At 69.0% G+C, this 16,406-nt stretch carries 15 protein-coding genes; 5 read left to right on the forward strand and 10 right to left on the reverse strand.

Annotated elements, in window-relative coordinates; translation table 11 throughout:
• The first annotated feature begins 30 nt into the window (after positions 1-30).
• The 3 genes from WS61_RS25010 to rsmA are packed head-to-tail and all read left to right on the forward strand — an operon-like array spanning position 31 to position 3,265.
• Complete coding sequence (locus WS61_RS25010; RefSeq protein WP_059504474.1) at positions 31-1,389, forward strand: peptidylprolyl isomerase; 1,359 nt, start codon at positions 31-33, stop codon at positions 1,387-1,389.
• Between the two features lie 11 nt (positions 1,390-1,400).
• Positions 1,401-2,390: a 4-hydroxythreonine-4-phosphate dehydrogenase PdxA gene (pdxA, locus tag WS61_RS25015; RefSeq protein WP_059504476.1), complete on the forward strand. Its 990-nt coding sequence runs from the start codon at positions 1,401-1,403 to the stop codon at positions 2,388-2,390.
• A 47-nt stretch (positions 2,391-2,437) separates the two neighbouring features.
• Positions 2,438-3,265 carry a 16S rRNA (adenine(1518)-N(6)/adenine(1519)-N(6))-dimethyltransferase RsmA gene (gene rsmA, locus WS61_RS25020; protein WP_059504478.1) on the forward strand — a complete coding sequence of 276 codons (828 nt, stop codon included), beginning with the start codon at positions 2,438-2,440 and terminating at the stop codon, positions 3,263-3,265.
• A gap of 85 nt (positions 3,266-3,350) precedes the next feature.
• On the opposite strand, the gene WS61_RS25025 is transcribed toward rsmA, so the two are convergent.
• Positions 3,351-4,286: a DMT family transporter gene (locus WS61_RS25025; protein WP_059504479.1), complete on the reverse strand. Its 936-nt coding sequence runs from the start codon at positions 4,284-4,286 to the stop codon at positions 3,351-3,353.
• Positions 4,287-4,689: 403 nt separating this feature from the next.
• On the opposite strand from WS61_RS25025, the gene gloA reads away from it, so the two are divergent.
• Positions 4,690-5,073, forward strand: a complete 384-nt coding sequence (gene gloA / locus WS61_RS25030; protein ID WP_006477863.1) for a lactoylglutathione lyase — start codon at positions 4,690-4,692, stop codon at positions 5,071-5,073.
• A gap of 108 nt (positions 5,074-5,181) precedes the next feature.
• Here the strand turns inward: gloA and WS61_RS25035 are convergent, their stop codons facing one another.
• The 5 genes from WS61_RS25035 to glyQ are packed head-to-tail and all read right to left on the reverse strand — an operon-like array spanning position 5,182 to position 10,623.
• Positions 5,182-6,069, reverse strand: a complete 888-nt coding sequence (locus tag WS61_RS25035) for a M48 family metallopeptidase (protein ID WP_059504481.1) — start codon at positions 6,067-6,069, stop codon at positions 5,182-5,184.
• 45 nt (positions 6,070-6,114) lie between these two features.
• On the reverse strand, positions 6,115-6,879 hold the full coding sequence (locus WS61_RS25040) for a 1-acyl-sn-glycerol-3-phosphate acyltransferase (RefSeq protein ID WP_059504483.1): 765 nt from the start codon (positions 6,877-6,879) through the stop codon (positions 6,115-6,117).
• A 43-nt stretch (positions 6,880-6,922) separates the two neighbouring features.
• Entirely contained in the window at positions 6,923-7,486 is a 564-nt protein-coding gene (gene gmhB, locus WS61_RS25045) for a D-glycero-beta-D-manno-heptose 1,7-bisphosphate 7-phosphatase (protein ID WP_059504485.1), read from the reverse strand.
• Positions 7,487-7,496: 10 nt separating this feature from the next.
• A complete protein-coding gene (glyS, locus tag WS61_RS25050) occupies positions 7,497-9,596 on the reverse strand; it encodes a glycine--tRNA ligase subunit beta (protein ID WP_059504487.1) in 2,100 nt (699 codons plus the stop codon).
• Positions 9,597-9,618: 22 nt separating this feature from the next.
• The gene (glyQ, locus tag WS61_RS25055) at positions 9,619-10,623 is read right to left on the reverse strand and encodes a glycine--tRNA ligase subunit alpha (protein ID WP_006477868.1); all 1,005 of its coding nucleotides are present in this window, start codon (positions 10,621-10,623) and stop codon (positions 9,619-9,621) included.
• Between the two features lie 284 nt (positions 10,624-10,907).
• Here glyQ and WS61_RS25060 point away from each other — a divergent pair, with 284 nt between their 5' ends.
• Positions 10,908-12,563, forward strand: coding sequence for a tetratricopeptide repeat protein (locus WS61_RS25060; RefSeq protein ID WP_059504605.1), 1,656 nt, complete (start codon positions 10,908-10,910; stop codon positions 12,561-12,563).
• Positions 12,564-12,617: 54 nt separating this feature from the next.
• On the opposite strand, the gene lnt is transcribed toward WS61_RS25060, so the two are convergent.
• From lnt to WS61_RS25075, 4 genes are all read right to left on the reverse strand, one after another.
• A complete protein-coding gene (gene lnt / locus WS61_RS25065; RefSeq protein ID WP_059504488.1) occupies positions 12,618-14,318 on the reverse strand; it encodes an apolipoprotein N-acyltransferase in 1,701 nt (566 codons plus the stop codon).
• Positions 14,319-14,370: 52 nt separating this feature from the next.
• Positions 14,371-15,258, reverse strand: coding sequence for an HlyC/CorC family transporter (locus tag WS61_RS25070; protein ID WP_059504489.1), 888 nt, complete (start codon positions 15,256-15,258; stop codon positions 14,371-14,373).
• A gap of 292 nt (positions 15,259-15,550) precedes the next feature.
• Positions 15,551-15,700: a hypothetical protein gene (locus tag WS61_RS35310; protein ID WP_164728356.1), complete on the reverse strand. Its 150-nt coding sequence runs from the start codon at positions 15,698-15,700 to the stop codon at positions 15,551-15,553.
• A gap of 70 nt (positions 15,701-15,770) precedes the next feature.
• Complete coding sequence (locus WS61_RS25075) at positions 15,771-16,403, reverse strand: gamma-glutamylcyclotransferase (RefSeq protein WP_059504490.1); 633 nt, start codon at positions 16,401-16,403, stop codon at positions 15,771-15,773.
• Positions 16,404-16,406 lie beyond the last annotated feature (3 nt).

Consider the following 16,406-nt stretch of genomic DNA (forward strand, 5'->3'; position numbering starts at 1 on the left):
CAGCACGATTTCAATGGAGTTTCAGTGGCAATGAAGAAAACCCTTCGTTTCGCGGCAGTCGTGTCCAGCCTCGCCGCGTCCGCCGCGCTGCTCGCCGCCGCGCCGGCCGCGGCGCAGGCGCTCGGTTCGCAAGGTGCGCAGCTCGCCGACGAAGTCGTCGCCGTCGTCAACAACGACGTGATCACGGGCCGCGAACTCGACCAGCGCGTGGGCCTGATCGCCCGCCGGCTGCAGCAGCAGAACGCGCCGGTGCCGCCGGCCGACCAGTTGCGCGCGCAGGTGCTGAACCAGATGGTGCTCGAACGTATCCAGGTGCAGAAGGCCAAGGACGACGGAATCCGCATCGACGACGCGACCGTGCAGTCCACGCTGCAGCGGCTCGCGCAGGCGAACGGGATGACGCTCGACCAGTACCGCGCGCGTCTCGAGGCGCAGGGCGTGCCCTGGAGCATCTTCACGAACGACGCACGCACCGAGCTGATGCTGTCGAAGCTGCGCGAGCGCGAGGTCGACGGCAAGATCACGGTGTCGGACGCCGAGGTCGCGAACTACATCGCGAGCCAGCGCGGGCCGAACGCGTCGCAGCAGCAGGACCTGCGTTTCCAGCACATCTTCATCAAGGCGCCCACCAACGCGCCGCAGGCCGACATCGAAGCCGCGCAGAAGAAGGCCGAAGCGCTGCTGCAGCAGGCGAAGTCGGGCGCCGATTTCGAGCGGCTCGCGAAGAACAACTCCGAAGCGAACGACGCGAAGAAGGGCGGCGATCTCGGCTTCAAGTCGCCGAGCGCGCTGCCGGCCGACGTCGTCGACGCCGCGTCGAAGCTGCGCCCCGGCCAGGTCAATCCGACGCTGATCCGCGTGCCGGACGGCTTCGAGATCGTGCGCCTGGTCGATCGCCGCCAGAGCCAGGGCGCGAGCGCCGCCGCGCCGAAGATCGTGCAGACCCACGTGCGCCACATCCTGCTGCGTGTCGGCGAAGGCAAGTCGGAAGGCCAGGCGCGTCAGCAACTGATCGACATCCGCAACCAGGTCGAGGCCGGCGGCGATTTCGCGAAGTTCGCGCGCACCTACTCGCAGGACGGTTCCGCATCGCAGGGCGGCGATCTCGGCTGGATCAGCCCGGGCGAGACCGTGCCGGAATTCGAGCGCGCGATGAACAACCTGCAGGACGGCCAGATCAGCCAGCCGATTCGTACCGAGTACGGCTACCACCTGATCCAGGTGCTGAACCGCCGCGAGGCCGAAGGGTCGGTGCAGCAGCAGATGGACATCGCCCGTCAGGCGATCGGCCAGCGCAAGGCGGAACAGGCATATGCCGACTGGCTGCGCGAGCTGCGCGATTCGTCGTACGTGCAGTACAAGATCGGCGGCGTCGGCCCGGCGAACTGAGCGAGCATCGGATGACCACGCCCGCGCTGCAGATCGCGATCACGACCGGCGAACCCGCGGGGGTCGGCCCGGAACTGACCGTGCAGGCGTTGCGTGACGCCGCGCAGCGCTGGCCCGACGCGCATTTCACCGTGCTCGGCGATGCAGCGCTGCTCGACGCGCGGGCCGCGGCGGTCGGCGCCGACCGGGCCGCGTGGGCCGGCGGCACGCAGGTGTCGGTCGCGCATCATGCGCTGGCGGTGCCGGCGCAGGCGGGCAAGCTGGACGCGGCGAACGGCCGCTACGTGCTCGGGCTGCTCGACGCGGCGATCGACGGCGCGCTGGCGGGCCGGTACGACGCGATCGTCACCGCGCCGCTGCAGAAGAGCACGATTAACGACGCGGGCGTGCCGTTCACCGGCCATACCGAATACCTGGCCGAGCGCACGCATACGCCGCGCGTCGTGATGATGCTGGCGGGCACCGGCGACCGGCCGTTGCGCGTCGCGCTCGCGACCACGCACCTGCCGCTGAAGGACGTATCGGCCGCGCTGACGATCGACGGGCTCGTCGAGACGCTCGCGATCATCGATCGCGACCTGCGGCGCGACTTCGGTCTCGCCGCGCCGCGCATCCTCGTGACGGGCCTGAACCCGCATGCGGGCGAGAACGGTTATCTCGGCCGCGAGGAGATCGACGTGATCTCGCCGGCGCTGGCCCGCGCGAACGCGCAACGCATCGACGCGCGCGGCCCGTATCCGGCCGACACGCTGTTCCAGCCGCGCCATCTGGCCGATGCCGACTGCGTGCTCGCGATGTTCCATGACCAGGGCCTGCCCGTGCTGAAGTACGCGACGTTCGGCGAGGGTATCAACGTGACGCTCGGGCTGCCGATCATCCGCACGTCGGTCGATCACGGCACCGCGCTCGATCTGGCCGGCACGGGCCGTGCGGATCCGGGCAGCATGATCGCCGCGCTCGATACGGCCGTCACGATGGCGCGCCATCGTCGCGCAGCCTGACGCTGCCGGCTTACCCCATTCGTCGTATTTTTCGTTTTACTCAGTCGATGTCGAACAGCAGACAGCACCAAGGCCATTTCGCGCGCAAGCGCTTCGGGCAGAACTTCCTCGTCGATCACGGGGTGATCGACTCGATCGTCGCGACGATCGGCCCCGCGCGCGGCCAGCGGATGGTCGAGATCGGCCCCGGGCTCGGCGCGCTGACCGAGCCGCTGATCGCGCGCCTCGCGACGCCCGAGTCGCCGCTGCACGCGGTGGAGCTCGATCGCGACCTGATCGGGCGCCTGCAGCAGCGCTTCGGCGCGCTGCTGGAGCTGCACGCGGGCGACGCGCTCGCATTCGACTTCCGGTCGCTCGCCGCGCCCGGCGACAAGCCGTCGCTGCGGATCGTCGGCAACCTGCCGTACAACATCTCCAGCCCGCTGCTGTTTCACCTGATGACGTTCGCCGATGCGGTCATCGACCAGCATTTCATGCTGCAGAACGAAGTCGTCGAGCGGATGGTCGCGGAGCCGGGCACGAAGGCGTTCTCGCGGTTGTCGGTGATGCTGCAGTACCGCTACGTGATGGAAAAGATGCTCGACGTGCCGCCGGAATCGTTCCAGCCGCCGCCGAAGGTCGATTCGGCGATCGTCCGGATGATTCCGTACGAGCCGCACGAACTGCCGGACGTCGATCCGGTGCTGCTCGGCGAAATCGTCACGGCCGCGTTCTCGCAGCGCCGCAAGATGCTGCGCAATACGCTCGGCGATTACCGCGAGACCGTCGATTTCGATGCGCTCGGCTTCGATCTCGCGCGCCGTGCGGAGGACGTGAGCGTGGCCGAATACGTCGGCGTCGCACAGGCGCTCGCGGCGCGGCGCAAGGCCGGATGACGCGCGTGGCGCAAGCCCGTCGGCTGTATCGAAGAGGCTGCCTGACCGGCAGCTTTTTTATTGCCCGCGCGTCTTGCGCCGGTCGTCACGACCGCCGGCGCGGCGGCGCGTTGACGAGCGCGATGCCGGTCAGCACGAGCGCGGCCGCGGACATGAAGCGCCAGCCGACCGTTTCGCCGAGCAGCAGCACGCCGAACGCGACGCCGAACAGCGGCGACAGGAACGTGAAGACGGACAGCCGGGACGCGCTGTAGCGCGTCAGCAGCCAGAACCACGACAGGTAGCTGACGAACGCGACGATCACCGACTGGTACGCGAGGCTCGCGATCGCGAGCGGCGTGACCTGCGCGAGCGACATCTGCCCGAGCAGCGCGGCGAGCGCGACCAGGACGACCGCCGATACCGCAAGCTGGTAGAACAGCGTCTTGCTCGCGCTCACCCGCGCGAGCGTCGTCGAACGTACGACGACCGTCGTCGCGGCCCACATCGCGCCGCCGAGAATCCCGAGCGCGTCGCCGGCGAGCCCGGCCAGCACGGACGCGCCGGGCGCGCGCGGCTTCAGGAAGCCGTCGGCGAACGCGAGCGCGATGCCGGCGAATGCGAGGCAGACGCCGGCCCATTGCGTGCGCTGCAGCCGCTCGCCCGGTGCGAACAGGTGCAGGCCGAGCGCGGTGAAGCACGGTGCCGTGTACAGGAAGATCGCCATGTGCGACGCGCTCGTCAGCGTCAGCCCGAAGAACACGCAGACGAATTCGCCGGCGAACAGCGCGCCGGCCGCGAGCCCCGCGCCGAACGTGCCGTCCGCCTGAAACAGCGGCGTGCCGCGCGTGCGGGCCCAGCCCCATAGCAGCAGCGCGGCGATCACCGAACGCAGCCCGGCCTGGAACATCGGCGCGATCGCGGCGTTCGTGCTCTTGATCGCGACCTGCTGGAAGCCCCAGATCGCGCACAGCAGCAGCATCAGGCCGACGGCGCGCGTATCGAGTGCGCGGCGCACGGGGGCGGCGGCGAGCGCGGTCATCGGCGCACCTCGCGGATGCGGTACGGCAACGGCGCGCTCAGGTGGGCGGCGCGCCCGGCGCGCTCGAATCGATGGTTTCGCACGGCAGTGGGGCGTACGGAAGAGTGGGTGGTCGCGGTCGGGCGGCAGCATGCATGCCCGATTTTGGTGCGAAGTGGAAGGATGTTACCCGATCGGCGCGGTGGCCGGGGGAGGCGGATCGTGCCGTTTTCCGCCGCCGCGCTCGTGCTCGCGACAGGCAACCGATGCACCGCATCGGGCCGCGCCCCGACCCGGTGCATCTGGCCAGGCGCTCCCGGCTAGGTGCCCTCGGCCAGGCGCCCCCGACTAGGCGTCCCCGGCGAAATTCACCCGACTCCGGTAGAATTTCCGGCTCTGGAAAGTCCCCACAGGAGTACAACACATGCGTTTGCTGCATACGATGCTGCGAGTCGGCGATCTCGACCGCTCGATCAAGTTCTACACCGAATTGCTCGGCATGAAGCTGCTGCGTCGCGAGGATTATCCGGAAGGCAAGTTCACGCTCGCGTTCGTCGGCTACGAAGACGAGAGCACGGGCACCGTGATCGAGCTGACCCACAACTGGGAGACGCCGTCCTACGATCTGGGCAACGGCTTCGGCCATCTGGCGGTGGCGGTCGACGATGCGTACGCGGCCTGCGAGAAGATCAAGGCGCAAGGCGGCAAGGTCACGCGCGAGGCGGGCCCGATGAAGCACGGCACGACCGTGATCGCGTTCGTCGAGGACCCGGACGGCTACAAGATCGAGTTCATCCAGAAGAAGTAAGCGCGCGATGAACGGGGCTGCGGCATGCGATGCCCGCCGCAGCAACGAAACAGGGCGGTGCGGGGTAACCCGTACCGCCCTGTTTCGTTGGCGGCGAAGCCGTGCGCGTCAAAGCGACGGCAGCAGCTCGGGCGGGTGATGCTTGAGCGTGTGCCGCGCTTCGCGGAACTCGGGGAAGATCGATTCGACGGTCTGCCAGAAGGCCGGGCTGTGGTTCATCTCGCGCAGGTGCGACAGCTCGTGCGCGACGACGTAGTCGATGATCGACATCGGAAAATGGATCAGCCGCCAGTTCAGGCGGATCTTGCCGTCGCTCGAGCAACTGCCCCAACGCGTCGCGGCCGACGACAGCGCGTACATCGAATACGTGACGCCGAGCCTTTCCGCGTAGACCGCGAGGCGCTCACCGAAGATGCGTTTCGCTTCGCCTTGCAGCCAGCCCTGCACGCGATCCTTGATCTGCTGCATGTCGGCCTGCACGGGCAGCGGCAGCGACAGCCGCAGCGCATCGGCATCGAAGCCGACGGCGCCCGCGCCGAGCGCGATCGTCACCGTCTTGCCGAGATACGGCAGTTGCGCGCCGTCGCGCCAGTCGATCTGCGGCAGCGCGCGCTGCTCGGTGCGCGTCTTCCACTCCGCGAGCTTCGCGAAGATCCAGCGTTGCTTCTCGGCGATCGCCGCTTCGATGTCGGCGAGCGTGACCCAGCGCGGCGCGGTGATCGACAGCCCGCTGCCGTCGATCGTGAAGCCGATCGTGCGGCGCGCCGAGCGCTTCAGCCGGTATTCGAGCACACGGCTGTCGAGCGCCAACGTGCGCACGCGTGAACGATCGGGCGCCGGGCCCGGGTCGAGCGGCGCGGCCGGGGCGGCTTCGGGCGGTGCCGGCGGCGCGGCAGGCGCCGACGGGGCCGCGGCCGGCCCGTCGAAGAGCGGCAGATCCATCTGGCGATGATCGAGGGCCACGACGGCAGGCCGTGGCCGCGGACGCTGTTTCATCAGTTCGCTTCTTTTTGTCGTACGCAACGGCTGCAATCCGGGGCTTCAGGCGCGCGCGGCATCGCGGGTGCCGGCGTTGCCCGCCTGACGATACGCATCGGGATCGATGCGGCGCATTTCCGCTTCGATCCATGCTTCGACCTGCGAGTTCAATGCATCGGGCGTCAGCCCTTCGCTCGCGATCGGCTTGCCGATCGACACGGTAACGACGCCCGGGAATTTCGTGAACGAGTTGCGCGGCCACACATGACCTGCATTGTGCGCGATCGGCACGACCGGCGTGCCGGTTTCGATCGCGAAACGCGCGCCGCCCGTCTTGTACTTGCCCTGCTTGCCGACCGGCGTGCGCGTGCCTTCGGGGAACATGATCATCCATGCGCCTTCCGACAGGCGCTTCTTGCCCTGGCGGATCACCGACGCGAACGCGTTCTTGCCTTCCTTGCGGTTGATGTTGACCATGTGCAGCATCCCGAGCGCCCAGCCGAAGAACGGCACGTACAGCAGCTCGCGCTTGAACACGTAGCAGAGCGGCTTGGGCATCAGCGCCGGAAACGCGAGCGTTTCCCACGCGGACTGGTGCTTCGACAACAGCACGGCCGGGCCGTCGGGCAGGTTCTCCATCCCTTCGATCCGGTAGCGGATGCCGTTCAGCCAGCGCACGACCCACAGCGTCGACTTGCACCAGCCGGCCGCCATCCAGTAGCGCGCGTCGGGGCGCATGAACGGAAACGCGATGAAGCACGCGGTGGCGTACGGCACCGTGTACAGGATGAAGTAGATCAGCAGCAGCAGGGAGCGGACGAAGCGCATCGGTGTGAGTCTGGCGTTGGGGAGGATGCGCGCGGCAGCCGCATCACTCGTATTCGTGTGAAAGAAAATCGAGCGCGAAGGCGCGCAGGTCGTCGTGGACTTTCGTGCCGTCCGGCAGATTGCCGGCGGCGAGTGTCTTTTTGCCCTTGCCGGTCAGCACGAGGTGCGGCTGGAAGCCGACCGCGACGCCGGCCTGCAGGTCGCGCAGCGAATCGCCGACGACCGGCGTGTTGGCGGGATCGATCTCGAAGCGCTCGGCGATCATCTGCATCATGCCGGGTTTCGGCTTGCGGCAGTCGCAGCGATCCTCGGCCGTGTGCGGGCAGAAGAACACCGCGTCGATGCGCGCGCCAACCGCGGCCGCCGCGCGATGCATTTTCAGGTGCATCTCGTTGAGCGCGGCCATGTCGAACAGCCCTCGACCGATGCCGGACTGGTTGGTCGCGACGACCACGCGGTAGCCCGCGTGGTTGAGCCGCGCAATCGCCTCGAAGCTGCCGGGCAGCGCGATCCATTCGTCGGGCGTCTTGATGAACGCGTCCGAATCGACGTTGATCACGCCGTCCCGGTCGAGGACGACGAGCTTTCGGTTGGGGCTGATCGGCATCGTTCGGCCCTTATGCGGCGAGCTTCGAGATGTCGGCGACGCAGTTCATCTGCTGGTGCAGCGCGGACAGCAGCGCGAGACGGTTCGCGCGCAGTGCCGGATCTTCCGCGTTGACCATCACGTCGTTGAAGAACGTGTCGACCGGCGCACGCAGCGCGGCGAGCGCCGAGAGCGCGCCCGTGTACGCACGCGCCTCGAGCTGCGACTGCACGCGCGGCGTGACGGCCGCGAGCTGTTCGTGCAGCGCCTTCTCGGCGGCCTCGACGAGCAGCGTCGACTGCACCGCGCCGTTCGCGACGCCTTCCGACTTCTTCAGAATGTTCGAGATCCGCTTGTTCGCGGCCGCGAGCGCTTCGGCTTCCGCGAGGCGCGTGAATTCGCGCACCGCGTCGAGGCGCGCGACGAGATCGTCGATGCGCGTCGGGTTCAGGCTCAGCACCGCGTCGATTTCGCCAGCCGAATAGCCGCGCTCGCGCAGCAGGCCGCGCAGGCGATCCATGAAGAACGCGAAGATCGCGTCGGTCGATTCGGCGACGCCCGGCACGCCGTCAAAGCGTGCGTGGGCCGTGCGCAGCAGCGCCACGAGATCGAGCGGCAACTGCTTTTCGAGCAGCAGGCGCAGCACGCCGAGCGCGTGGCGGCGCAGCGCGAACGGATCCTTTTCGCCGGTCGGCGCGAGGCCGATGCCCCAGATGCCGACGATCGTCTCGAGCTTGTCGGCGAGCGCGACGGCGGTCGACACGGGTGTGGTCGGCAGCGCATCGCCGGAGAAGCGCGGCTGGTAGTGCTCGGCGCAGGCGAGCGCGACGTCGTCGGCTTCGCCGTCGTGGCGCGCGTAGTACGTGCCCATCGTGCCCTGCAGTTCCGGGAACTCGCCGACCATGTCGGTCAGCAGGTCGGCCTTCGCGAGACGTGCGGCGCGCTTCGCGTGCGCGGTGTCCGCGCCGATCGCCGGGGCGATCTCGCCGGCCAGCGCCTCGAGGCGCTCGACGCGTGCGAGCGCCGAACCGAGCTTGTTGTGATAGACGACGTTCGCGAGTTGCGGCACGCGTTCGGCGAGCGGCTTCTTCTTGTCCTGTTCGAAGAAGAACTTCGCATCGGCGAGGCGCGGGCGCACGACGCGCTCGTTGCCTTCGATGATCTCGCCCGGCGTCTTCGTCTCGATGTTCGACACGATCAGGAAGCGCGAGCGCAGCTTGCCGCCGACGTCGGTCAGCGCGAAATACTTCTGGTTCGTCTGCATCGTGAGGATCAGGCATTCCTGCGGCACCTGCAGGAATTCGTCCTCGAAACGGCACGGGTAGACCACCGGCCATTCGACCAGCGACGTCACTTCGTCGAGCAGCGATTCGGGCATCACGACCGTGTCGCCGTTCGCATGTTCGTTCAGCTGCGTGCGGATCGTTTCGCGGCGATCGGCGAAGTGCGCGATCACACGGCCCTTGTCGCGCAGCGTGTCGGCGTACGCGCGCGCATGCTGGATCGCGACGAGGCCGTCGGACAGGAAGCGGTGGCCGAGCGTGGTGTCGCCGGCATCGACGCCGAACGCGGTGACGGGCACGACGCGGTCGTCGTGCAGCACCGTCAGGCGATGCACCGGGCGCACGAACTTCACGTCCGAGCCGTCCGGGCGCTGGTACGTCATGAATTTCGGGATCGGCAGCTTCGCGAGCGCTTCGTCGAGCGCGGCCTGCAGGCCGTCGGCGAGCGTGACGCCGGCCGCCGAATAGTTGATGAAGAACGCTTCGGCCTTGCCGTCCTGCGCGCGCTCGAGATCGGCGATCGACAGGTTCGGGTGGCCGAGCGCCGCGAGCTTCTTCGCGAGCGGGGCCGTCGGCTTGCCTTCGGCGTCGAGCGCGACCGACACGGGCAGAACCTTTTCGCGGACCTGCCGGTCGGGCGCGACGGCGCGCACGTTCTGCACGACGACCGCGAGGCGGCGCGGCGTGGCGTAGCGTTCGAACACGAGTTCGCCTTCGACGAGGTCGCGCGCCGCGAGGCGTTGCGCGAGACCTTCGGCGAATGCGTCGCCGAGGCGCGCGAGGGCCTTCGGCGGCAGCTCTTCGGTCAGCAGTTCGACGAGCAGGGGGGCGGGATGATTATGCGTCATGGTTGGAATGAATCTCGTCTCGTCAGTCCTGATCGATCTTGCGTTCGACCTTGAGCGGCGGCGCCCATGCCGGCTGCGCGGCGTCCTGGGCGTCGGTGGTGAGGCCCGGCACGCCCGGCGGGTTGCCGAGCATCGGGAAGCCGAGCTTCTCGCGCGAGTCGTAGTAAGCCTGCGCGACGAGACGCGACAGCGCGCGGATGCGGCCGATGTACGCCGCCCGCTCGGTGACCGAGATCGCGCCGCGCGCGTCGAGCAGGTTGAACGTGTGGCCGGCCTTCAGCACGAGCTCGTACGCGGGCAGCGCGAGCTGCGCGTCGATCATCTTCTTCGCTTCGGCTTCGTAGCTGTTGAAGAACGTGAACAGCAGGTCGACGTTCGCGTGCTCGAAGTTGTAGGTCGACTGCTCGACCTCGTTCTGGTGGTACACGTCGCCGTACGACAGGCGGCGCAGCTCGGGGCCGTTCGGGCCTTGCTCCTCCCACTCGGTCCACACGAGGTCGTACACGTTCTCGACCTTCTGCAGGTACATCGCGAGGCGCTCGAGGCCGTACGTGATCTCGCCCAGCACCGGCTTGCATTCGAGGCCGCCGACTTCCTGGAAATACGTGAACTGCGTGACTTCCATCCCGTTCAGCCACACTTCCCAGCCGAGCCCCCACGCGCCGAGCGTCGGGTTCTCCCAGTCGTCCTCGACGAAGCGCACGTCGTTCTGCTTCAGGTCGAAGCCGAGCGCTTCGAGCGAGCCGAGGTACAGGTCGAGGATGTTTTCGGGCGCCGGCTTGAGCACGACCTGGTACTGGTAGTAGTGCTGCAGGCGGTTCGGGTTTTCGCCGTAGCGGCCGTCCTTCGGGCGGCGCGACGGCTGCACGTACGCGGCGCGCCACGGCTCGGGGCCGACCGCGCGCAGGAACGTGTGGACGTGCGACGTGCCCGCGCCGACTTCCATGTCGATGGGCTGGAGCAGGGCGCAACCCTGCTTGTCCCAGTAGGACTGCAGCGTCAGGATGATTTGCTGAAACGTAAGCATGAAGAGCCTTCGTGGCGCTGGCGCTCCGTTGCGGACGGCGCTCCGGGCGGGCCCGGAGGGTCGGCTCGCGCGGCGGCGCGGCTTGTTAGTGTGCTGAAACGCGTAATTTTACCGGATCGGCGACCGGATGCGGCCGGAAGGCGGATGCGGGCGTTGCCGCACCGGTCCGGCGGCCCGCGCACACGGGCGCCGGCGCCCATGCCGCGGCGCTTCGCGCGGGCGTTATGATGCGCGTATTGCGGTGCGCGCTGCGCGCCGCGTCACCGCTTGCCGATGCCGATTGCATGGACGAACCGACCGACATTCTGATTCCGCTGCTTCCGCCGTTCCTCGCCCTGCTCGGGCACGCCGCCGACGCTCAGGCGCGCGGCGAGCGCTCCGCGCACGATCTTTGGCTCGCCGCCGCCGCCCATCTGCACGCGGTCGATGCGGCGGCGATCGCGCAGCTCACGGCCACGCTCGTCGCGCGGCAGCGCACGGGCGATGCGGTTGCGCTCGCCGAATGCGCGGCGCGTGCGCAGCCGGGTGTTGACGCGTACTTCAATCACGGCTACGCGCTGCAGATGGCCGGCCGTCACGCGGATGCGGTCGCGCCGTACCGCGCGGCGCTGGCGCTCGATGCCGGTTGGCCGTCGCTGCGCAACAACCTCGCGATCGCGCTGCGCTTGTCGGGCGGCGACCGCGCGGAAGAGATCGCGCTGCTCGACGCGGCCGTGAAGCACGATCCGCACGACGTGCAGGCGTGGATCAATCTCGTCGTCGCGCGGATCGCGACGCACGATCTGGACGGTGCGCTCGCGTGCGCCGAGCGGCTCGCCGAGCTCGCGCCCGACAACGCGCTCGCGATGAACAACGTCGCGATGGCGATGAAGGAGGCGCAGCGCTGGGACGATGCCGAGCGCCATGCGGCGCGGGCGTGCGAACTGGCGCCCGACGATGCGTCGTTCCGCTTCAATCTCGCGATCATCCAGCTCGTGCGCGGCAACCACGCAGCCGGCTGGCGCGGCCACGAGGCACGCTGGGACGGCGCGGGCGAGTTGCGCGGCCGCCGGCCGGCGCTGCCGGGCCCGCGCTGGCAGGGCGAGCCGCTCGCCGGCAAGACGCTGCTGGTGTGGGGCGAGCAGGGGCTCGGCGACGTGCTGCAGTTCTGCCGCTTCGTCGCGCCGCTCGCCGAACGCGTGCATCGCGAGGGCGGCCGGCTCGCGTGGAATACGTTTCCGGCGCTCGGCACGCTGATGCAGCGCAGCCTCGGCGCGCACGCGGACACATTCGGCGCGGGCGGCGGCGTCGACGCGCTGCCGGCATTCGATTACGAAGTACCGCTGATCGGCCTGCCGCTGATGCTCGGCATGGAGGCATCGACGCTCGCCGCGTCGGTGCCGTACCTGCGGGCCGAGCCGGGCGCATGCGACGCATGGCGCGCGCGGCTCGCGGGCGACGGCCGGCCGAAGGTGGGGCTCGTGTGGACGGGCAGCGCGGGCCATCAGCGCAATCCGTTCCGGCGCGTCGGGCTCGAGCGCTATGCCGACGCGTTTCGCGGCATCGACGGCGTCGCGTTCTATTCGCTGCAGCCGGGCGCGGACGCGGATGTCGCCGCCGCGCGCGCGGCGGGTTTCGCGATCGAAGACTATACGGCCGAATTGAAGAGCTTCGACGATACGGCGGCGTTCATCGGCGCGCTGGATCTCGTGATCACCGTGTGCACGTCGGTCGCGCACCTGGCCGGCGCGCTCGGCGCGCGTACCTGGGTGCTGCTCGACGTGAATCCGCACTGGCCATGGCTGCTCGATCGCCGGGACAGCCCGTGGTATCCGACCGCGACGTTGTACCGGCAGCCGACGTTCGGCGCGTGGGCGCCGGTGATGGAGGAAGTGAGCCGCGACCTGCGGCGCGTCGCCGCGCAGTGGGAACCATCGGATCGATCGGCCCGGCAGGCCTGAACCGCCGGCCCGCTCGCGGTCACGGGCCGCCGCGCTCGACGGCGGCCCGTTGCGTCATTGCGCTTCGTCGTCGCCGTGGCGTCGGCCGTTGCGTCGGCGCAAGCCCGGCCCGAACGTGAAGCCGAACGCGAGCAGCACGAACGACACCGCGAGTACGATGTTGTTGCCGCTCGTCACGTACGGCGTGAAGCCGCTGGTGCCTTCGATCCGCACGTCGAGCGAGCCGATCGTGAACGGCTTCAATTGGCCGAGCACGCGGCCGTGCGCATCGATCGCGGCCGTCATCCCCGTGTTGGTCGAGCGCAGCATCGGCCGGCCCGTTTCGAGCGAGCGCATCCGCGCGATCTGCAGATGCTGGTCGAGCGCGATCGTGTCGCCGAACCACGCGAGATTCGTCACGTTGACGAGCACGCCGGGCGGCTGCGGATTGTCGCGGATCGTCGCGGCGATTTCCTCGCCGAACAAATCCTCGTAGCAGATGTCGGCCATCACCGGCTGGTTGTGCACGAGGAACGGCTTCTGCACGGGCGCGCCGCGCGCGAAGTCGCCGAGCGGCATCTTCATCAGGTTGACGAACCACCGGAAGCCCCACGGAATGAATTCGCCGAAGGGCACGAGGTGATGCTTGTCGTAGTGATAGATGTCGCGCGAGTTCGGCGTCACGCCATACAGGCTGTTCGTGTAATCGACGTACCGGCCGTCCTCGGTCACCGACGCGCCGACCGCGCCGAACAGCACGGCCGAACCGGTCGTGTCGCTGAACTTGCGGATCGCGACGGCGAACGGCTCCGGCAGCTCCTGGATCATCACCGCGATCGCGGTCTCGGGCGTGACGATCAGGTCGGCCGGCTTCTCGACGATCATCTGCTGGTACATCTTGATCGCCGCGTCGATGCCTTCCTGCTCGAACTTGATGTCCTGCTTCACGTTGCCCTGCAGCAGCCGCACGGTGAGCGGCGCGTTCGCGGGCACGGTCCACGTGACCTGCGACAGTGCGAGGCCGGCCGCGACGAGCGCGACGGCGATGCCGGCCGGCGCGGCGATGCGTACGCGCGCGTTGCCGCTCGATGCGCCGTCGCCGCCGACCCGCAGCGGCGACGGGCGCGCGGCGGCGAGCGCCTGCACGACCAGTGCGGCGAACAGCGCGAGCACCCACGCGATCCCGTACACGCCGACCACCGGCGCAAAGCCCGCGAACGGGCCGTCGACCTGCGGGTAGCCGCTGCCGAGCCAGGGAAAGCCGGTGAACACGGTGCCGCGCAGCCATTCGCCGAGCGCCCACGCGCTCGCGAACGCGAATGCGCCGTGCCAGGTCGGCGAGAACGGCCGCGGGTCGGGCTCGCGGCGATGCCACGCATGGCCCGCGCAGAACGACCACAGCCCGGCCGCGAACGCCGGGTACAGCGACAGATACAGCGAGAACAGCACGAGCGCGCCGCCCGCGAGCGGCGCGGCCATCTCGCCGTACACGTGCATGCTGATGTAGAGCCACCAGACGCCGCTGATGAAGTTGCCGAAGCCGAACGCGCCGCCGGTGAGCGCGGCGCCGCGCCAGCTCGACGTGCGCGTCAGCTGCGCGAAAAACCAGACGAATACGACGAGCTGCAGCCAGCCGCCATGCGGCGTGGGTGCGAAGGCGAGCGTATTGGCCGCGCCGGCGAGCAGCGCGGCCGGATAGTGCCAGCGCGGCAGCGCGCGGCCGGGCGCCGGCGCGAGAAGGCCGCCAGCCGGGCGGGACGGGATCGGATCGTCCATGTGAAGCGGAAGAGGGCGAGCGGTTGAAGGAAGCGCGGCCGGCGCGGGGCGGTCAGTCTTCGTGCGAGGTTTCGGCGCGACGGCTGGCGAGCGGGTTGCGGCGCACCAGCAGCACATGAACCTGGCGCGCATCGCCGCGCTGGATTTCGAACACGAGGTTGCCGAGCTGCAGCTTCTCGCCGCGGTGCGGCACGCGTCCGAAATGATGGGTGATCAGCCCGCCGATCGTGTCGACTTCGTCGTCGGGGAAATCGGTGCCGAACACCTCGTTGAACTGCTCGATCTCGGTGAGCGCGCGCACGCGGTAGCGGCCGTCCGGCCCCGAGATGATGTTGCCGGCTTCCTCGTCGAAGTCGTATTCGTCCTCGATGTCGCCGACGATCTGTTCGAGCACGTCCTCGATCGTGATCAGGCCAGCGACGCCGCCGTATTCGTCGACGACGATCGCCAGGTGGTTGCGGTTCACGCGGAAGTCGTGCAGCAGCACGTTCAGGCGCTTCGATTCCGGAATGAACACGGCCGGGCGCAGCATCCCGCGCACGTCGAACTCTTCCTCGGCGTAGAAGCGCAGCAGATCCTTCGCGAGCAGCACCCCGATCACGTTGTCGCGGTTCTCCTCGTACACGGGATAGCGCGAGTGCGCCTTTTCGAGGACGAACGGGATGAAATCCTCGGGCTTGTCGGCGATGTTGATCGCGTCCATTTGCGCGCGCGGCACCATGATGTCGCGCGCGCACAGATCGGATACCTGGAACACGCCTTCGATCATCGACAGCGAATCGGCGTCGATCAGGTTGCGTTCGTGAGCGTCCTGGAGGATTTCCAGCAACTCGCCGCGGGATTCGGGCTCGGGCGAGATGAAGTCGGTCAGGCGCTCGAGCAGCGAGCGCTTTTCTTGCGGTTTGTCGGTTGGCTTACGACTGGGATACGAATCGTTCATGGTGGTGCGCCCGGGTCATGCCGGGGCGCGCGGTCACGGAGTAGGCAAGGATACACCAAGGGCACGACGCGGCCGTGTCACCCGGCCGCACGGCCAGGGCGGGCGGCTCGCGCTGCCCCGCTCGCGGACGGCCGCGCCGGGCGCGGCGGCGTCCTCGGGCTCATCCTATCGCAGAAAGAGCCGGCGGGGCGCGGCGGCCAAAAATCGGCGGCGGGAAGGGCGACGCGGCCCGACGCGGGAAACGGCCGTGACGGCGGTATTCCGCCGCAGGCGGGCGCCGCCGGCGCGCGGTTCAGAACCGCATGCCGGCCGAGCAGCCGCCGGCTGCCGCGCCGTTGGTCGCGGCGCCGCCGCAACCGAGTATCCCGCAGCCGGACAGCGCGACGCTCGCGGCGACGAGCAGCGCGGCGATCCTGCAACGTGACCGGCGTGACGGTTTCATCGGCAGTGTCCTCGGGAAGGTGGGCGGCGCAGTGTCGCATGCATGGCGGCAGGCCGGGTGTCGTGTCGGATCATCGGCATCGTGCCAGCAACCCTTCCAGCGCGCGGTCGGGGATGCCGCTCGCGCGCAGCGCGTCGACCGTGCGGCTCACGTAGTCGAGCGTCGTGCCGTAGCGGCCGGCCGCGCAGCCGAACACTTCCTTCACGACGGGGTCGGTCAGCTTGCCCGTATAGGTCGGTGCGTCGCGACGCATCACGAACGCGAGCGCGGTCACGCGTTCGCCGGTCTCGAGCGAGCACGGCAGCCACGCGGGCCGGTACGAGCCCATCGGCATCTCGCGCTTCCACAATGTCTCGAGGTGCGGCTGCGCGGTCGGCCCGGAGAGCCGGAAGGCGATGCCCGTGCACGAGCCGCCGCGATCGAGCGCGAGCACGAGGCCCGGCCGTTCGGGGGTGCCGCGGTTCACGCGCGACCACAGGTAGAGCCCGCGGTGATAGCCGTGCACCTTGCCACGCACGGCAGCGACGGTCGGCAGCCCGGGGTTCCAGATCAGCGAGCCATAGCCGAACAGCCAGAGATCCTGCCGGCCGTCCCAGTCGCGCATCGTATGCGCGAGGGACGCGGCGAGTTCGTCTTCCGTCAGCAGACGGCCTTCGCCGATCGACGGCGGGTAGGCGGGCGGCAGCATCGCGGCGTGACGCATCGG

The organism is Burkholderia sp. ABCPW 11, assembly GCF_001523445.1.
In the GTDB taxonomy this organism is placed as follows: domain Bacteria; phylum Pseudomonadota; class Gammaproteobacteria; order Burkholderiales; family Burkholderiaceae; genus Burkholderia.